Annotated in this window: 12 protein-coding genes and 1 pseudogene; 6 read left to right on the plus strand and 7 right to left on the minus strand. The window is 41.7% G+C overall.

All coding sequences use genetic code 11. The features are described from left to right. Positions 1–234 precede the first annotated feature (234 nt). The 6 genes from AC1DO4_RS21120 (at position 235) to AC1DO4_RS21145 (ending at position 5,310) form a co-directional block, all read left to right on the plus strand. Complete coding sequence (locus tag AC1DO4_RS21120) at positions 235–849, plus strand: DUF6712 family protein (RefSeq protein WP_477419474.1); 615 nt, start codon at positions 235–237, stop codon at positions 847–849. Then, on the plus strand, positions 849–1,787 hold the full coding sequence (locus AC1DO4_RS21125) for a hypothetical protein (RefSeq protein ID WP_477419476.1): 939 nt from the start codon (positions 849–851) through the stop codon (positions 1,785–1,787). The genes AC1DO4_RS21120 and AC1DO4_RS21125 overlap by 1 nt, the downstream gene beginning before the upstream one ends. Then, entirely contained in the window at positions 1,787–4,243 is a 2,457-nt protein-coding gene (locus tag AC1DO4_RS21130) for an SGNH/GDSL hydrolase family protein (RefSeq protein WP_477419479.1), read from the plus strand. The genes AC1DO4_RS21125 and AC1DO4_RS21130 overlap by 1 nt, the downstream gene beginning before the upstream one ends. A gap of 128 nt (positions 4,244–4,371) precedes the next feature. Next, positions 4,372–4,614, plus strand: a complete 243-nt coding sequence (locus AC1DO4_RS21135; protein WP_477419481.1) for a hypothetical protein — start codon at positions 4,372–4,374, stop codon at positions 4,612–4,614. Beyond that, entirely contained in the window at positions 4,598–5,062 is a 465-nt protein-coding gene (locus AC1DO4_RS21140; protein WP_477419483.1) for a lysozyme, read from the plus strand. Before AC1DO4_RS21135 ends, AC1DO4_RS21140 begins: the two co-directional genes overlap by 17 nt. Next, positions 5,059–5,310, plus strand: a complete 252-nt coding sequence (locus AC1DO4_RS21145) for a hypothetical protein (protein ID WP_477419485.1) — start codon at positions 5,059–5,061, stop codon at positions 5,308–5,310. Before AC1DO4_RS21140 ends, AC1DO4_RS21145 begins: the two co-directional genes overlap by 4 nt. Positions 5,311–5,382: 72 nt before the next feature. Here the strand turns inward: AC1DO4_RS21145 and AC1DO4_RS21150 are convergent, their stop codons facing one another. From AC1DO4_RS21150 to AC1DO4_RS21180, 7 genes and pseudogenes are all read right to left on the minus strand, one after another. After that, positions 5,383–6,459, minus strand: a complete 1,077-nt coding sequence (locus AC1DO4_RS21150) for a glycoside hydrolase family 76 protein (RefSeq protein WP_477419487.1) — start codon at positions 6,457–6,459, stop codon at positions 5,383–5,385. Between the two features lie 62 nt (positions 6,460–6,521). Continuing rightward, positions 6,522–7,682 (minus strand): glycoside hydrolase family 76 protein, encoded by a 1,161-nt coding sequence (locus tag AC1DO4_RS21155; protein ID WP_477419489.1) that lies wholly within the window; start codon positions 7,680–7,682, stop codon positions 6,522–6,524. Between the two features lie 69 nt (positions 7,683–7,751). Further along, entirely contained in the window at positions 7,752–8,888 is a 1,137-nt protein-coding gene (locus tag AC1DO4_RS21160) for a SusE domain-containing protein (protein ID WP_477419491.1), read from the minus strand. 40 nt (positions 8,889–8,928) lie between these two features. Continuing rightward, positions 8,929–10,560, minus strand: coding sequence for a RagB/SusD family nutrient uptake outer membrane protein (locus tag AC1DO4_RS21165; protein ID WP_477419493.1), 1,632 nt, complete (start codon positions 10,558–10,560; stop codon positions 8,929–8,931). A 10-nt stretch (positions 10,561–10,570) separates the two neighbouring features. Continuing rightward, a complete protein-coding gene (locus AC1DO4_RS21170) occupies positions 10,571–13,969 on the minus strand; it encodes a TonB-dependent receptor (protein ID WP_477419495.1) in 3,399 nt (1,132 codons plus the stop codon). Positions 13,970–14,175: 206 nt separating this feature from the next. Next, positions 14,176–15,135 carry a FecR family protein gene (locus AC1DO4_RS21175; protein ID WP_477419497.1) on the minus strand — a complete coding sequence of 320 codons (960 nt, stop codon included), beginning with the start codon at positions 15,133–15,135 and terminating at the stop codon, positions 14,176–14,178. A gap of 134 nt (positions 15,136–15,269) precedes the next feature. Further along, positions 15,270–15,569: pseudogene (locus tag AC1DO4_RS21180) on the minus strand (putative toxin-antitoxin system toxin component, PIN family); the annotation flags it as partial. Between the last annotated feature and the right edge of the window lie 6 nt (positions 15,570–15,575).

Raw genomic sequence — 15,575 nt, forward strand, 5'->3', positions numbered from 1 at the left:
CCTCCTAAATCCTCCCCGGAAGGGAGGACTTAAAAAACTTGCTAATCAAAAACCTTTCTCCTTCCCAGAGGAGGTTTAGAGCAGGCTTTGCACTTTCAAAAACAAATATTAACCGACCAACCCAAAAGTCTCCCCTACCGGGGGAGATTTAGAGGGGGCTTACGTTTACAATTAACTTATCCATTAACATAATCAAAAAGTCTCCCCCTTCAGGGGGAGATTTAGAGGGGGCTTATGATCTATCTCATCAATCAAACCACATTTCAGCAATACGAGGATATTACTGTAAATATAAAACCCGAACGCCTGAAGGTATTCATCAAAAAAGCCCAGGAACTGGACTTGAAACCATTTTTGGGGCATGCTTTATACTACGATTTTTTAACCCATTTTAATGAAGATGGCACCTTAAATGAGGATGCACCGCAGCACTATAAAGACCTGTTAAATGGCAGCGAATACCTGGATCAGTATGGACACATTGTTTTATACGAGGGCCTGGCGCCAACCATGGTTTATTTCACCTTCGCCCGCTTTATTGAAAACGACGCGGTGCATTATACGGCAACCGGCCCGGTAATTAAACGCCACGAAAATGGCGATCCGCTTACATCGCCCGAAGTTGTAAAGCTGGTACAACAGCAGCGCAGCATAGCCAATGCCTATGCCAACGACGTTGAAAAGTTTTTGTGGGACAATAAGACCGACTTCCCGCTTTGGAGATATAATGCAAAAAACAAAAGCAGCAGGCAGGCTGGTCCGCGCATTAGGGGTGTTGATAAAACAGATTTCAACTACCCGGGCAGCTACAACAACTATAATTTAACCATTACCGAATTTTTAAACTGATGGCAACTGATAAAAAAATAAGCGATCTGCCCGTAGCATCCATTATCAGCGCAGCCGACAATTCCATCCTGATAAAAAGCGGCACCGATTACCAGTTTGCCTTTAACACGCTGCTGCAGTTTATCGGGTCGGAATTGCCGGTAGGTGCGAATATTTCTTTTGGTGATACACTGCCCCAAAACATTACCGGTAAACCTGGCGACGTTTTCATCAATACAGCTACAGGTTCTATAGCGCAAAAAATAGCTGCCGTTTGGACAGTAGTTTATACCTTCCCCACAGGCAATGCCGCTGACGGAACCGTTTTATACGGCACCGGTAATCCCGGCAGCTCCACAGGTAAAAACAACGATACCTACATCAACACCCTCAGCGGCATTTTTTACAAAAAATCGGCAGGCACATGGAGCCAGGTATTCTCGATGCAAACCGGTCCGGCCGGCCCAGCCGGACCGCAAGGTGTAGCTGGCCCCGCAGGAGTAAATGGCAAAACTATCCTAAGCGGCACGGGTAACCCGTCCAATTTGTACACCGGTACCAACGGTGATTATTATATCAACACAACAACCTCTCACTTTTTTGGCCCGAAAACGGGCGGTGTATGGCCTGAAGGGTTTTCCCTGGATAACTCTGATGAGGAAGCTATTGCCAATGAAGCAAGTTTAAGGAGTGCAGCGGATGAGGAGTTGCAGGGGCAGATAGATGAGTTGGCCAGCGAAGTAAGCAGTTTTAATATGACAGCGTACATACAGGCAGCACCGATATATGCAACTGAGGCAGCGGCGCTTGCCGGAACTTTAGTGCCCTATACATTTTACAAAACACCAACCGGTGAATTAAGATACAAATTACCAAACCCAGCAACAACAGAAGCCCCAACCAATGGCATAGTGAATGATGAGGCTGACACTTTTACATATACAGGAGGCGAAGCATAATGAAACGACCATTAACAGACCATGAATATCAAGTGAACAACGGTACATGGATACCGTGTACACTATCAAACACTACGGATAACGGGGATGGTACATATACGATCACTGATGGTTTAAGTATAGAAATACCAATAGGTTCCTTAAAGGTTCGCGTTAAAGCATTGGGGATTAATCCGGCCAGTGCGGCATTATTGAATACTATTGCCTTTAATGCCCCTCACGTAGGCGATATACCTTTATTCTATATTAATCCTGTTAAAACAATGGCAGTAGGCGATGCTGATCAATTGTTGAGCTTTGTATCAAGCAGCCCTGGACCAGTAACTTTTACTTCCTCAGACACATCAAAAGCTACTATTGTAGTTTCGGGCGGCAACTCTTATTTACGCGCAATAGCCGATGGCGATGTAACAATAATGGCAGATCAAACAGCTGGAGGCGGCTATACAACGGCGTCCGACAACAGTTTAGCGACGATCGTAATTGCTACCACCGTTGATGACATAACCTATAGCACTTTAGCATTGGGTAAAGCAGCAACGGCCGACGGAAACATGTTTAATGTACCTGATAGCACTACTTATACGTTAAGAAAATATTTGATGGTTAATGGTAAGGCGGTTTACCAAACAACTATTCCATCAACGGTTTTAACAACTGCCAAGGCAGTAAAGGAAAGGATTTACAGCGGAGTACTAGGCACTATGCCAGGCTCGCCAACAGTAGATATTGATAGCAGTTTCGCGGCTTACCATTGGAATAAATTTAAAATTATAGGTGATACTTCGGTTTTAGATAACAACATAGCACAGTACAATAGATTTTCTAAAGTAATTGAAGGAGGTACTTTAAATATAACATTGTCTTCTGATGTTGTTACCCAAATTGATTGGGTCAATGCAGTCGGYAGTGGCTATGCACCTGGTGCAATTCCTTTAAAAGGAATTTATTACCCAGCTGGAACGTGGAATGTTAGCATGGAGATAAGACTTTTACCGGGCGATAGTGGTAAAAGTGTTTTTGCTGGCCCTGCATTAGATGGTGGTGGCACTTCCTATGTTGAATGGGCTTTAACGGATGCAGATCAAACATTCGCACTAACGATAGAAAATACCATTGATACTGATAGCAATTGGGGCTTTATATTGGCGGCGGCAAGAACAGCGGCTGTATCTGCAATAACATCATTATCTATAATAGTATCGAACTTAAGATTTACACCAGGAGTAACGACTGCAGCCCCGTCACAATTGATAAAGGACCCTACCTTAACAATCAGTAGCGATTATTTGCCAAAAGGATTAAAAAGTGATCTAAGCTTTAAAATGAAAGATGCTATTAAGGTAAATGGTAATTCATTAATTCACAGAGACACGACCCCTATACCCATTCCATCAATGTCATTTATGTGCGCGATGAATATTCCTTCTGTAAATCCTGGAGGGTATAATATTATGCTCGCCTATGAAAACTCATCTGTAATTACCTACTTTGAAAATGACGGTTACTTGCGTGTTCCTACAAATTGGTTTAATAACATTGCCGAAAATTCTTTCCATTTTTTTAGAGACGAGTGGTTTATTTTAACTGTAACCACTGATGGGCAATTTAATGACATCTACATAAATGGCTTTAAAGTGATGCATACGGATAAGGGCAGCATTCAAGCGGTAACAAGCTACTCCAGGTTAGGGATCCTAGGCGACATAAATAATGAGTTTGCTACATGGGGTAAATTCTCAGGATTTACATTATGGAGAAGTAAATTAAATGATGCTGATACATTATCGGCCGCAAACTTAATGAAAGAACGTATGCGGTTAAAAAACCACTTTGTCGATAGCAGCCCTTATTATTATATTTCCGAAGGCGATAGTATAACACAGGTTTTAGGCTCATATCAAAGACTACTGAGAGATGATTTTACGCCTCAATTAATGGGTAGCAGCCCCGCCGAAGGTGGAGCCGTTTTAGGAACTCTAGGGGATGTCTTACCTGCAAATTCCTTATTTGCCCGTCAAAGTTGGGTTAACCAATCAATTACTGATGCTAGAGCAGCAGGAAGAAAAGTTGTTATGACTGTTTTAATTGGCACCAATGATATGACCACAATCATGAACAATTCTTCAAATACTATTACTTATTACAACAGATTATGTTCCTATGTGGCAACAGCCAGATCTTTAGGTGCAAAGGTCGCAATGTGTACAATTTTAGATATTAACCATAGTGGTTTTATGCCAGAAGCAAACAGACCATACTTAGTACAGCTTAATGATCTGATTAGAAGTGATAATTCAAAATATGATGCCTTAATTGATTTTAACATTGATCCTGCTTTTAATATAGCAACAACCACTTATTATAATAGTGACTTGGTCCATCCCAACCCAACCGGGTACGCGAAAATGCATGACATCGCGAAACCAGTATTAGATAACTTATTAAAAATGTAATATTTAGCCAACTGAAATTTGACTGAATATCCAAGGCTAACAAAAAAAAATCAAAAAAAATTTTGATCACTAATAATCATGGTTAATAAATTTAACCATACTACTTATAAAATGTTCACCCCCTCATCATGGAAAAAAAATACACGTTCTGGCAACGTATCACCAGTGATACGCCCTTATTTTTTAAAAAAGCACAGATTTTAGGTGCTGGGTTGGTAACCCTTTCGGTTTCGTTAACCGGAATTTGGGCTATACCACCAATCATTACCGCCGTAATGGCCACAGTTGGTACCACTATAGCTGCTGTTGCACAGTTTGCAGTAAAACAATCCGAACCTGGTAATACAATTAACAATGAAACTAAGCAATAACGGAACTAAACTGATTAAAACGTTTGAAGGTTTAGTATTACATCCATACAAAGATGTAGCCGGTGTATGGACTATTGGATACGGTTCTACCAGTTATGCTGATGGCAAGGCTATAAAAGCAGCCGACAAACCAATTACCAAAGCACAGGCAGATGAGCTTTTTGGTAAAACGCTTGAGCAGTACGAAAACGCCGTAAACAAATCTGTGCATGTGCCGCTTACTCAAAACCAGTTCGACGCGCTGGTTTCCTTCACTTACAATGAAGGTACCGGGGCCCTAAAACAATCAACCCTGTTAAAAAAACTCAACCTTAAAGATTATGCAGCCGCAGCCGAATGCTTTTCGGCCTGGAATAAGATCACAGATCCGCTTACCGGCAAAAAAGTGGTTTGCGATACTTTAACAAAACGCAGGGCAAAAGAAATTAATTTATTTAAACAGCTATGACAACGCTTGAACAACACGAAATAAGGGGCATTACCCTTAAGAACATCACGGTAACTATCATTAGTACAATAAGTATTGTTGTATCGGTTATGACAACCTATTTCCAGCTAAAAGGTGATATAAAAGATGTACGAGCAACCCAGGAAACTCAAAACCGTGTCAACGAGATAAGACTGAAAGTCCTCGAGGGCGAAGTGGCTATATTGCAACAGGAAGTACGGGAACTGAAAGACAACAAAAAATCCTGAAAAAATATAAAATGGACATAAAATTAAGATATGTTCATTTTTCAACAAAAAAAATGAACATATCCTTACCTGCTAATCCAACTCCAGGTTATCCAGCCTTGAATAGATCTCAAGCATGGCAGCCTGGTCAATTAATGATTTTACTTTTTTAGGGCCCAATAGGTTTTGATCATCTTTTTCTTCGGTCCAGGTGCGGTTGGCATCATCTACCAGGAATTTTAATTGAGCCTTGTTTTTATCAACCTTAAACAACTCAATATATCCCCGAAGCAATACCGCGTTAAACCAATAGTTACCGGGTAATCTGCCGTTTTTATAAAAATGCTTTTCGGCGGCTTTGGCTACGCTCTGCGCATCATCCAAATAGTTTTTGTCTTTAGTAATGTTGTACAATATCACACCCGATTGCAGCATGGTACCCGCGTTATATAAATAATAAGCTGAATCAACTTTCATCGATGGTACCCTTATCGCATCATAATAAATGCCTTTGGGCGATAACAGGTGTTGTTTTGTCCAGTTGTAAGTTACAATGGCAGTATCCAGGTAAGCTTTTTTATGGGTTGCCTGGTAAAGCTGCAGGGCAACCAGAATAGCCGGACCATTTGAACAGGTGTTCTTTCCCTTTTTGTTCCCTTCAACCCAGTAAAAACCGCCGCCGCCAACCATATCATGACCTGATAACAGGAAACGGTAGATCATTTCGGAAGTATGAAGGTATTCCTTTTTATGGTTACGGGCATAGGCATCCATCAAAGCAATGGCCACCCACTCGTTATCATCATAAAAACGGGAATCCACTTTTTCCTTTACCACCATAGCCTGGTAGCCTGGTACCGGTGGTTTGGCTGAGTAATACTGATCAATAGCTTTCATAACCGGGGCTATGTATGTTTTTGATGGGTGGCCGGCCTCCATTTCGTTAGCAGCCTGAACCAGGGCACACAATKGCCACAGGAACGAATGATTACCCTTATTGGTTACCGGATCATTTGTTTCAAAATACAGGTTTGCCTTTTTATCATAAAACTTATCATAAATATTTTTATTGATGATGGCAATCCGGCTTTTATAATCGGCAGTAGTTTGGGCGGTAGCATTTAAAACTATTGCCAGGCAAAAAGATATGGCTGATATAATGTTTTTCATAGGTATGGATAGGATCGGTAAAAATGTCTTCCGGGGATTAATGCCCGGAAGACATTTCAAATTTAAAACTTACCATCGGCCTTTAATACGGCGGCGGCTTCTATCATCATTACGCCACTCAATTGAGTAGTCAGATCGGTAGTTGCAGATGGCTGGCTCTTCCAGTCGGGACTCACAAAAAGCGCCGGGCGACTGATGCCTTTTGTATACAAGGTTTGCGCGTTATATTTCAAAAACTTAACATAGGCATCACGATCTGTGGCACCTACCGCGGATTCCTGGATCAACAAGGTAAGGTATCTAACCAAAATCCCTTTAAACAAGCCTCCATCGCCCTGCCCTTCTGATTTCAACAATCCGCCGGGAGAGATGTCGGTATCGTTTATAGTAGCAGTAGCATTGCGTACCGCATCGGCCAGGTAATCGGCATTATTGGTTGCCTTATAAAGCTCCAGAGCTGCGCCCATATAAACTCCCTGGTTATAAGTAAATTTATTTTTGCTGATCTGCCCGTCATGGTTACCGTTTATACCATCCCAGATGATGCCGCTTGCCGGATCAACCAATGTTGCCTTTAGCCATGTGTAAAGTTCTTTGGCTAATGTAAGATCGGCGGCATTGTTTTTTAAGCGATACAGCCGGCAGGCAAATATAATAGCCGGTGCATTGGCTGGCGTATTTTTATAATCAAGTTGCGATTTACGCCAGGCTATTCCCCCTCCCTGGTTATCATTCTTGCCAGTTTTTATATCCGTCCATAAGGTGTTGGCAGCATCCAGGTAATCATTATCATTGGTTGCTTCATAGGCGCGCAGACTTGCCAGGGCCAGCCATTCCATATCATCATAGTATTCGTTTTGATATTTATTACCGTTGGTGGCGCGCGTGCCGTTTAGTAATGATTTCATCCGCTGTTTGTAAACCTCATTTTTAGTTCGTAAAAAAGCATCGGTAAAAATATCAAGCGTATGCGCCTGTGGCCAGTAGTTGTAATTGGTGTTACCTGCATTATTCTGTATAAAATAATTTCCGTTGGCCGATAAATAGGTGCTATAGGTTTTATCCTGTAACGAATCGGCTGTGGCTGCAAACTTATAATCTACCGTAGCAGTTGGCTTGTTGCCATAAAGCGGAAAAGGTTTATCCTTAAAACACGAGGTAAGCATCAACGGAACCATGCCAGCCAATACTACCCGTTTTATATTGTGAGTTATGATCTTCATAAACTATAGTTAAATGTTTTATTGTTGTGCCCCTGCTGATAATCGCAGGTACACAACATATAATTTTTATTACTTAACAGTAACCTTGTGGGTATAGGCTTTAGCATCGGCACTAAAATCCACCACTATATCAGCCGTTTTATTATCGGCTGCTCCTGTAAATTTGAAACAGTAATCATATTGCGAACTGTTAACAGGTACCATATAATAAAATGATGCAGCTGTATTGGCATCCGGGCGGTTATTATCAGAATTTGTGCTTCCGTAAAACTGTGTGGTAGTTACACCGGCGGCATCCTTTAAAGTAAAACGGAATTTATAACGCTCATCCCTTCCCCATGATTCCTGGTGAAATACGATAGATGCATTATCAATTTCCCATTGACCATTACTTTTATAGGGCAGATCAAACCAGATCTTGTTATCGGCTGCAAACCATAAACCTACAGATACTACCTGTGTTATAGTTGCCGACGCTGTCGTAAAATCTACTACTACCTTTTCTACTTTGGTATCGCCTGTAACTGTAGTGCTGCCATCCTTTAATAACTTTACACCATCAATTGAATAAGTTGCAGGTGTGCCTGTGTTGCGTTCAGCAAAATGATATGTTCCGGCTTTTAAAGAGGTGTATGCTTCAAATACACCGGTAGATGTTTGCTTTAAGTGCACGGCTTTACCCAGGTCATCACCGCCTTCGGTAGCAGTTCCGGTTAAATAAAGATCGGCAGGAATTTCACTAAACCCGGCAGCACGCTCAACCTCAATTGTACGCGACAAGCTGCTTTTTTGTACGTTGATACCTTTTGACGACATTACCGTCCATTTTAATTTACCGGTTTCCTGTGGCTGGATTCCTGCCAGGTCGGCAATTTTGTTCAGGTCCTTAAATGAGATGGTTAGTTTGTTGTATAAGCCGTTACCATCTGATGGCATAATATATAAAGGTTTTGAGAAATCGCCGGTAGCTTTATCAAAAGCAACCTCATATACTACAAGGCCGTTATCTTCGGCTTGTGCCTGCTCCCACTCAAATGATGCTGAACCTGATGCCGGTTCAAGCTTTATAAATTTGTTATCGGCCGGGGCAAAAAAGTTATTTACTGCCGATACCTTTGTGTGGTTAAGGGTTTTATCTTTTTTACAGCCGGATACAATTATTAATGCCAATATGCCTGCCATAAGGCAGAAAGTAATTTTTTTCATGATCTTAATTGATTATAATTTTTTATAAATAATTATTGAACTACCACCCTGGATTTTGAGTAAGATTTGGATCAACAGCACGCTCGTCGCGTGGCACCGGCCATAAGTAAGCCTTACTTTTATCGAAGCTGCGCAGATTAGCCCTGATGTACCCGTTATCAACAGACAGCGGACCAAATTTTGCTCCATGCGCCCAGCCGTTCAGTACCACCTCGGCTGTTTTCCACCTGCGGATATCGAATATCCGCAGACCTTCCATAGCCAATTCACTACGGCGTTCGTTACGAATGATATTACGCAGATCGGCCTGTGCAGCGCCACTAAAGTTAAGTGCAGGCGCATCAGTAAACCCGGCACGCGAGCGGATGGCTTTTATGGTTTTATCCCAAACACCGGCATCCATCTGACCAAGTTCATTTTTAGCTTCGGCATACATGAGCAGCACATCAGCATAGCGGATCAGGATCAGATTTAAACCCGACTGGAAATTTACGGCAGATGTAGGGTCGTAATATTTGCGGATGTAGTAACCTGTCGGTGAGCTTACTTTGCCAGGTGCATATTCATCCAGTTTATCCGCACCGGGATCAGATCCGGGTTTGGTGTAAATGGTTTGGATACTGTTATCAGGCTTTTTCCATTTATATAAATTGTATACAACGGTATTAGTCATCCTTGGATCACGGTTTACATATGGATTATCCTCGTTATAGCCAGATCCGGCCTCGCTAATCTTTTTGCCATTATCCATCAGGTAACTGTCAACCAGTTCCTGCGTTGGGGCAAGGGCGTTTAAACGGGCACCGACGGCCAATGGTGCAAAATCAAAAAACTGGCTGTATGTTCTGTCGTTAGGTACAAACTCCAGGTCAAATATCACCTCGCTGTTATACTCGTTTTGCGGTAAAAACAATCCCTCATATGATGGGAATAAGCTGTAGGTACCATTGGTATTATCGTTGATCAGTTTTTCGCAGGTAGTTGCAACATCCTGCCAGCGGCTATCATAAAGGTAAACCCTCGCTTTGAGCGCAATGGCGGCTCCTTTGGTAATTCGGCCCTTATCGGCTACAGCATACGCTGTGTTAACCGGCAATGCCGCTGCCGCTTCATCAAGTTCTTTCAGTACAAAATCAATTACCTGGGCTTTTGGCGTGCGGGCAATTGTTTTTGAATCATCAATAGTGACGTCTTTATCAAACAAAGGCACATCACCAAACCAGGTAGCCAGTTGAAAATAATGATAAGCACGAATAAACCGGGCTTCGGCCTTCATCCTGCTTTTAAGGCCGGCATCCAAAGCTGCTACCCTATCCGCATTTTCCAAAAATATATTACAGGTTTTGATGCCTGCATAGTGGTATCCCCACTCCTCTTTAATACGCCCCAACGAAGGATCATAAGTTCCGGCTGCCAGCGACGCCACCCCATTGGCATCGCCGCGGCCGTTATACGCATTGTCGCTCATTCCTTCGTTATAAAAGAAATAATCGCTGCGGAACATTTGTGAATAGGCAGTATTTAATACGCTCTTTGCTTTTTCTGCAGTTGTCCAGAAATTGGCATCGGTAAATTTATTTACCGGCGCCAGATCGAGTTTTTTACAGGCCGAAACTATAACAGTTACCAGGGCCATAAAAAACAAGGTTCTATATGTTGTTAATTTCTTCATGTATAATAAATTATAATGTTACATCAATACCAAACCCATAATATATCGGCGTTGGGTAAGACCTGCCACTATTTGCACCGCCGCCTTGTGGTACATTGGCGTTACTGGTAAGCTCGGTTGATTCGGGGTCAAGAAATTTCATACCTGAGAAAGTGAAAATATTTTGACCAGACACATAAGCTCTAACCTTATGCGTACCTATGGCTTTGGCAACGCTTTGCGGTAATGAATATCCCAAAGTCACGTTTTTAACGCGCAGGTATGAGCCGTCAAAAATGTACATATCAGATCCCCGCCTGAAGTTGTTGGTATTTGACTGGCTGCCGGCGGCGGCAAGGCGCGGATAACGGGCATCAGGATTTTGAGGTGTCCAGTAGTCCAACTGGTGCTGATAGATCACCTGTGAGTAGTTAAAGTGGAATGGCTCAACCTGTTCGCCACGTACAAACATGCTACGTTTGCCTACCCCCTGCATAAACAGGTTAAAATCGAAGTTTTTAAAGGTAACATTGTAGGTAAACCCAAAAGTTAAACGAGGGAAACCGTTCCCTAAAACAAACCTGTCGTTATCATCAATAATTCCATCTTTATTAACATCCACATAACGGTTATCTCCTGGCGAAACAGTTAAACCGGCAGGTTTTGACCCGTTAACAATATCATTCAGGTTTTGGAAATAGCCATCGCGTTTTAACCCAACATATGAGCCAATTGGCAAACCAACTTTATTAATCAACTGCAATTCATCATAGGTTTTTATCTGGTCGCCGCCTTCAAGATATAATACTTTGTTTTTGGTATCGGCTACGTTGAAGGAGAAAGAGTGATTGAAGTTTTTGCCTGATAAACGGTAGTTAACGGTTAGTTCCCATCCGCGGTTTTGTACTTTACCGGCATTATAGTCAGGTACCTGCGCACCATACACACCAGGCACTATTGGTGGCAATAAAATATCTCTCGTCTCTTTATTAAAATAATCAACCGCAATATTTAATGTATTTTTCAGGAAACCGGCGTCAACACCTATATTCAATGTTGCAGCCCGTTCCCAGCGGATATCGGGATTAGCAAATTTAATCTCGGTACCGCCTACGCCAGAATTATTAAAACCGTACGCATTCTGAAACGGACCATAGGTACGCTGGTATTGATAATCGCCCACATTCTGGTTGCCCAAAATACCATATGATGCCCTTAATTTCAGATCGCCATAATTGTCCCGGTAATGCTGCATGAAATTCTCTTCAGTAATCCTGTAACCAACAGATCCGGAAGGAAAGAAAGCATTACGATTTTGCGTATTGAACTTTGATGAAGCATCTATCCTGAAATTAAACTCACCGTAAATTTTATTCTGGAAATTATAACCGGCACGACCAAAAGCAGAGTTCAGGCTACTTTCGGTAGTATTGTTATTGGTTGCCGATGATGATGGATCGATGATGGTTCCTGTAACAGGAGTACCAAGTTCCGGGTCGGTATATTTAAGACGCAGGTAATTGCTTTGATTGGTTGATGATTCATTAGCCACGCCTATCAACACATTAACATTATGCGATTTGTGGAATGTTTTGGTGTACTCCGCTATTACCTGCGTGTTCAGGAAAAGGTTTTTGTTGTTATCATCATTGGTATTCCTGTCGGCGCCATAAGTCCCTTTCGGGAAATAGTCAACCTCTATCACCCTGCCAAACATATGATTTGCTAAAAGCGTTCCGCCAAAAACACCTTTTAGTTTAAAATCTTTGGTAATGGCCAGCTCGGCGTTTAAATTACCAAATATGTTATCGTTATCGCGTTTACGGTAGCCACCGGCTTCTAATATTCCCAGCGGGTTAAACTCTGTTAACACATCATTGGTCAGGTACCTGCCCTGGTCGTCTTTTATTTTATAATAGGTGGGTGTTCTGCCCGCGTCAACTATAAGGGTTGATGTATTGTAGGAATGTTCTTTTATTTCGGTGCGTGAGTACGACAGGATACTTGTAAGCTTTAGCTTACCGTACTCGCTGCTTAAATTTATCCGGTAATTGTAACGGCGCAAGCCATAATTTGGTCCAACTAAATTGCTGCGCTGATCTGTTACCCCTGCCGATACAAGGTATGATGAGGTAGCATTACCTCCTGTTAAAGCCAGGTTATGGTTTTGCAGTACAGCATTCTTTAAAATAGCATCCAGGAACCATTGCTGATCGCCCTGCTGCTGAAAATTGCGGATATCCTGCGGACTATAGATAGGTTGCAAACCTGCATTTACAACGGCCTCATTCCTAAGGATAGCATTTTCATAACTGTGCACCGGCTTGTACCCTACATGCGGCTCCTGCACACCAGCCTGCCCATTGTAGCTTAATTGCGTATTTGAATTTTTCTTTCCCTTTTTAGTAGTAACTAATATCACGCCGTTTGCCGATCTTGAACCGTAAATGGCGGCGCTACCCGCATCCTTTAATACAGAAACGCTTTCAATATCCTGTGGATTAAGCAAATTGATATCGCCACCGGTTATACCATCTATAACCACCAGCGGACTGTTATTGCCCAACGTGCTCACACCGCGAATATTAATATTGGCATAAGCCCCCGGCTCCGAATTGGTTTGCTGAATGATAAGATTTGGCGACGTACCCTGCAAAGCCTGGGTTAAATTTACCGATGGCTTACCCTCGATAGCTTTTGATGAAATCTGATCGACGGCGCCGATAATATTGGCGCGTTTTTGTGTGCCGTAGCCAACCACAACAACCTCATTTAACGAAGTACGCTCCGGCGATAGCTGCACGTTTATGGTAGTTTGGCCGCCTACAGAAATTTCCTTTGATGTATAGCCAATAAAACTGAACACCAGGATCTCGTCGCTGCCTACATTGTTTAACGTAAAGGTTCCGTCGGTATTGGTAATGGTACCTGTTGTGGTGCCTTTTATTTTTACACCAACACCAGGGAATGGCAGGTTATTTTCGTCGGTTACCTTACCCGTTATTTTAATGGGGACTGGCGGGGCCTGCTGTATACCTCCCGGATTATTTTCCAGCTCGTTTTTTTCGTCGATAACAACTACATCATCAATAATTTTGTAGCTGAGGTTAAATGGAGTTAACACCTCATTAAGCACCTGTTTGATGCTTTTATTTTTGGCGTTTAAAGTCACCCTGTATTCCGGCTTTAGTACATTGTCTGCGTAAGCAAATTTTATATGTTTATCGGCCGAAATTTTATCAAGGGCATCAGTAAGCTTTGAGTTTTTAAACTTAAGCGTAACTGATACCTCTAAAAATTTCTGACCAAATGAATCATTTGCAACGGCCGAGAGGCACGTAAAGCAAACAACAAAGCAGGCGAGCGAGGTAAATTTCATTAATATTATTACATAACGAACTACTCCATTTGAAAATAGAGATATATTCATAGATTTGAGATAATTAAAGTGTTTGAAATTGAAGTGCTCTGTTCTGAATTGGACCTCGAAACGTTGCACTTATTATTAACCTGGCATTTTAAGCAACCCTGTTCAAATCCCTTTGATCAGGGTTTTTTTTATGTATTTATGTCATCATTCTTTTTTTAATTTAGGTTAGCTAATAATTGGTTATATTTTTTACTAATCGGTTTAATTTAACAGCCTTTACCCTTCAGGCGATAGCCGGATCCCTCCTGTATGGCTTTACCTTTCACCAGCTTAGATATGATCTTCATGATATTTACTAAGGATACATTGGTAAAATTGGCCGAGATAGAACACTTCACTAAATTGATATCGGCATTAACTTTCACATTGAAGCGGTGCTCAATGGTATTTAGAACTTCGGGCAGTGGCATATTTTTAAATACCAGGTCGCCGTTTTTCCAGGCTGTGAGCACCTGCACATCCACCATCTCTTTTTTTACCGCCTGGTTGTTATCCCTGTTAAATACTACTTCCTGGGCGGGAGTTAAAAAAATGGTTTGTGATCTTTTTGCGTTATTGGCCGCACCAATAACACCTACTTTACCGCTTAAAACATCAACTTTTACAAAATGGTCTTCGGGGTAGGCTTTTACATTAAAGCTTGTACCCAGTACCTGGGTACGGATGGCGCCGGTATGCACAATGAACGATCTTTCGGCGTTATGGGCCACATCTAAAAATGCCTCACCTACCAAAGTGATCTCTCTTTTATCGCCGCGAAATTTTTCGGGATAGATTAGCTTGCTGCCGCCATTAAGCCAAACTTTTGTACCATCTACCAGCGTTACGTTTATTATTTTCCCGTTAGCTGCGGCTATTTGTTTATTAGCGATGGGAGATACATAATCAAGAATGTTATTACGATAGATATATGCCGAGAAACATAAACCGGCAAACAGGGAAGCAGCAACAAGCCATTGCTTTTTAAAGGTTTTATTTTTGCCCGATCCATCAATTTGTGCGGTGATTCGGTTGTATACCTCATCGCTGTTAAATTCAACACCATGGTTGTTAACTTCGGGCGCATTGCCCAAATCAAGCTCATCAAAATATTGATTTACGATTTCTTCCTGCAAAGATTGGTCCTTCGCGGCGATCTGCTTTTTCCTGAAATTAAACTTTCTCATGGTTTATATATGCAGGATGCATCCAACATGCCCTACCCCCCAAAGAAGTTTAAAGTTTTTTTTAAGAAATTATTTAGTTGAGTTAGAAGCGTTCAAAATTGTTCTAAAAATTGACTTGCTGTTAATATTGGGATTTACCGAAACGGATGAAGGATTAACAAATCCTGATCCCCGGTAATAATACAATGAGCGGATTCAGAAATAGCAATTTCAAGAAATTTATTATCCTTGGGATCACGACATTCATCAATATTTATTGCAGGGTCAGCCATTAATGCCAATGATCTGAAATCGTCAATAATCTCAAGTCTGATTTCCAAAGGCAAATACTTATCAAACTTAGGTCTGACAAATACATCGGTAAATTCATTGGCTGTAGCTTGTGATAGAAGGATTATACCGTCTCTTCTTACCCTATTCAGTACTTTTCTTGCAGTTGA

The sequence above is a fragment of the Mucilaginibacter sp. P5_A6 genome, assembly GCF_056400585.1.

Coding starts and splice junctions, on each gene's coding strand:
- AC1DO4_RS21175 (WP_477419497.1), bottom strand. CDS start 15,135: ATGAGAAAGTTTAATTTCAGGAAAAAGCAGATCGCCGCGAAGGACCAA.
- AC1DO4_RS21155 (WP_477419489.1), bottom strand. CDS start 7,682: ATGAAGATCATAACTCACAATATAAAACGGGTAGTATTGGCTGGCATG.
- AC1DO4_RS21120 (WP_477419474.1), top strand. CDS start 235: ATGATCTATCTCATCAATCAAACCACATTTCAGCAATACGAGGATATT.
- AC1DO4_RS21160 (WP_477419491.1), bottom strand. CDS start 8,888: ATGAAAAAAATTACTTTCTGCCTTATGGCAGGCATATTGGCATTAATA.
- AC1DO4_RS21125 (WP_477419476.1), top strand. CDS start 849: ATGGCAACTGATAAAAAAATAAGCGATCTGCCCGTAGCATCCATTATC.
- AC1DO4_RS21145 (WP_477419485.1), top strand. CDS start 5,059: ATGACAACGCTTGAACAACACGAAATAAGGGGCATTACCCTTAAGAAC.
- AC1DO4_RS21165 (WP_477419493.1), bottom strand. CDS start 10,560: ATGAAGAAATTAACAACATATAGAACCTTGTTTTTTATGGCCCTGGTA.
- AC1DO4_RS21140 (WP_477419483.1), top strand. CDS start 4,598: ATGAAACTAAGCAATAACGGAACTAAACTGATTAAAACGTTTGAAGGT.
- AC1DO4_RS21135 (WP_477419481.1), top strand. CDS start 4,372: ATGGAAAAAAAATACACGTTCTGGCAACGTATCACCAGTGATACGCCC.
- AC1DO4_RS21170 (WP_477419495.1), bottom strand. CDS start 13,969: ATGAATATATCTCTATTTTCAAATGGAGTAGTTCGTTATGTAATAATA.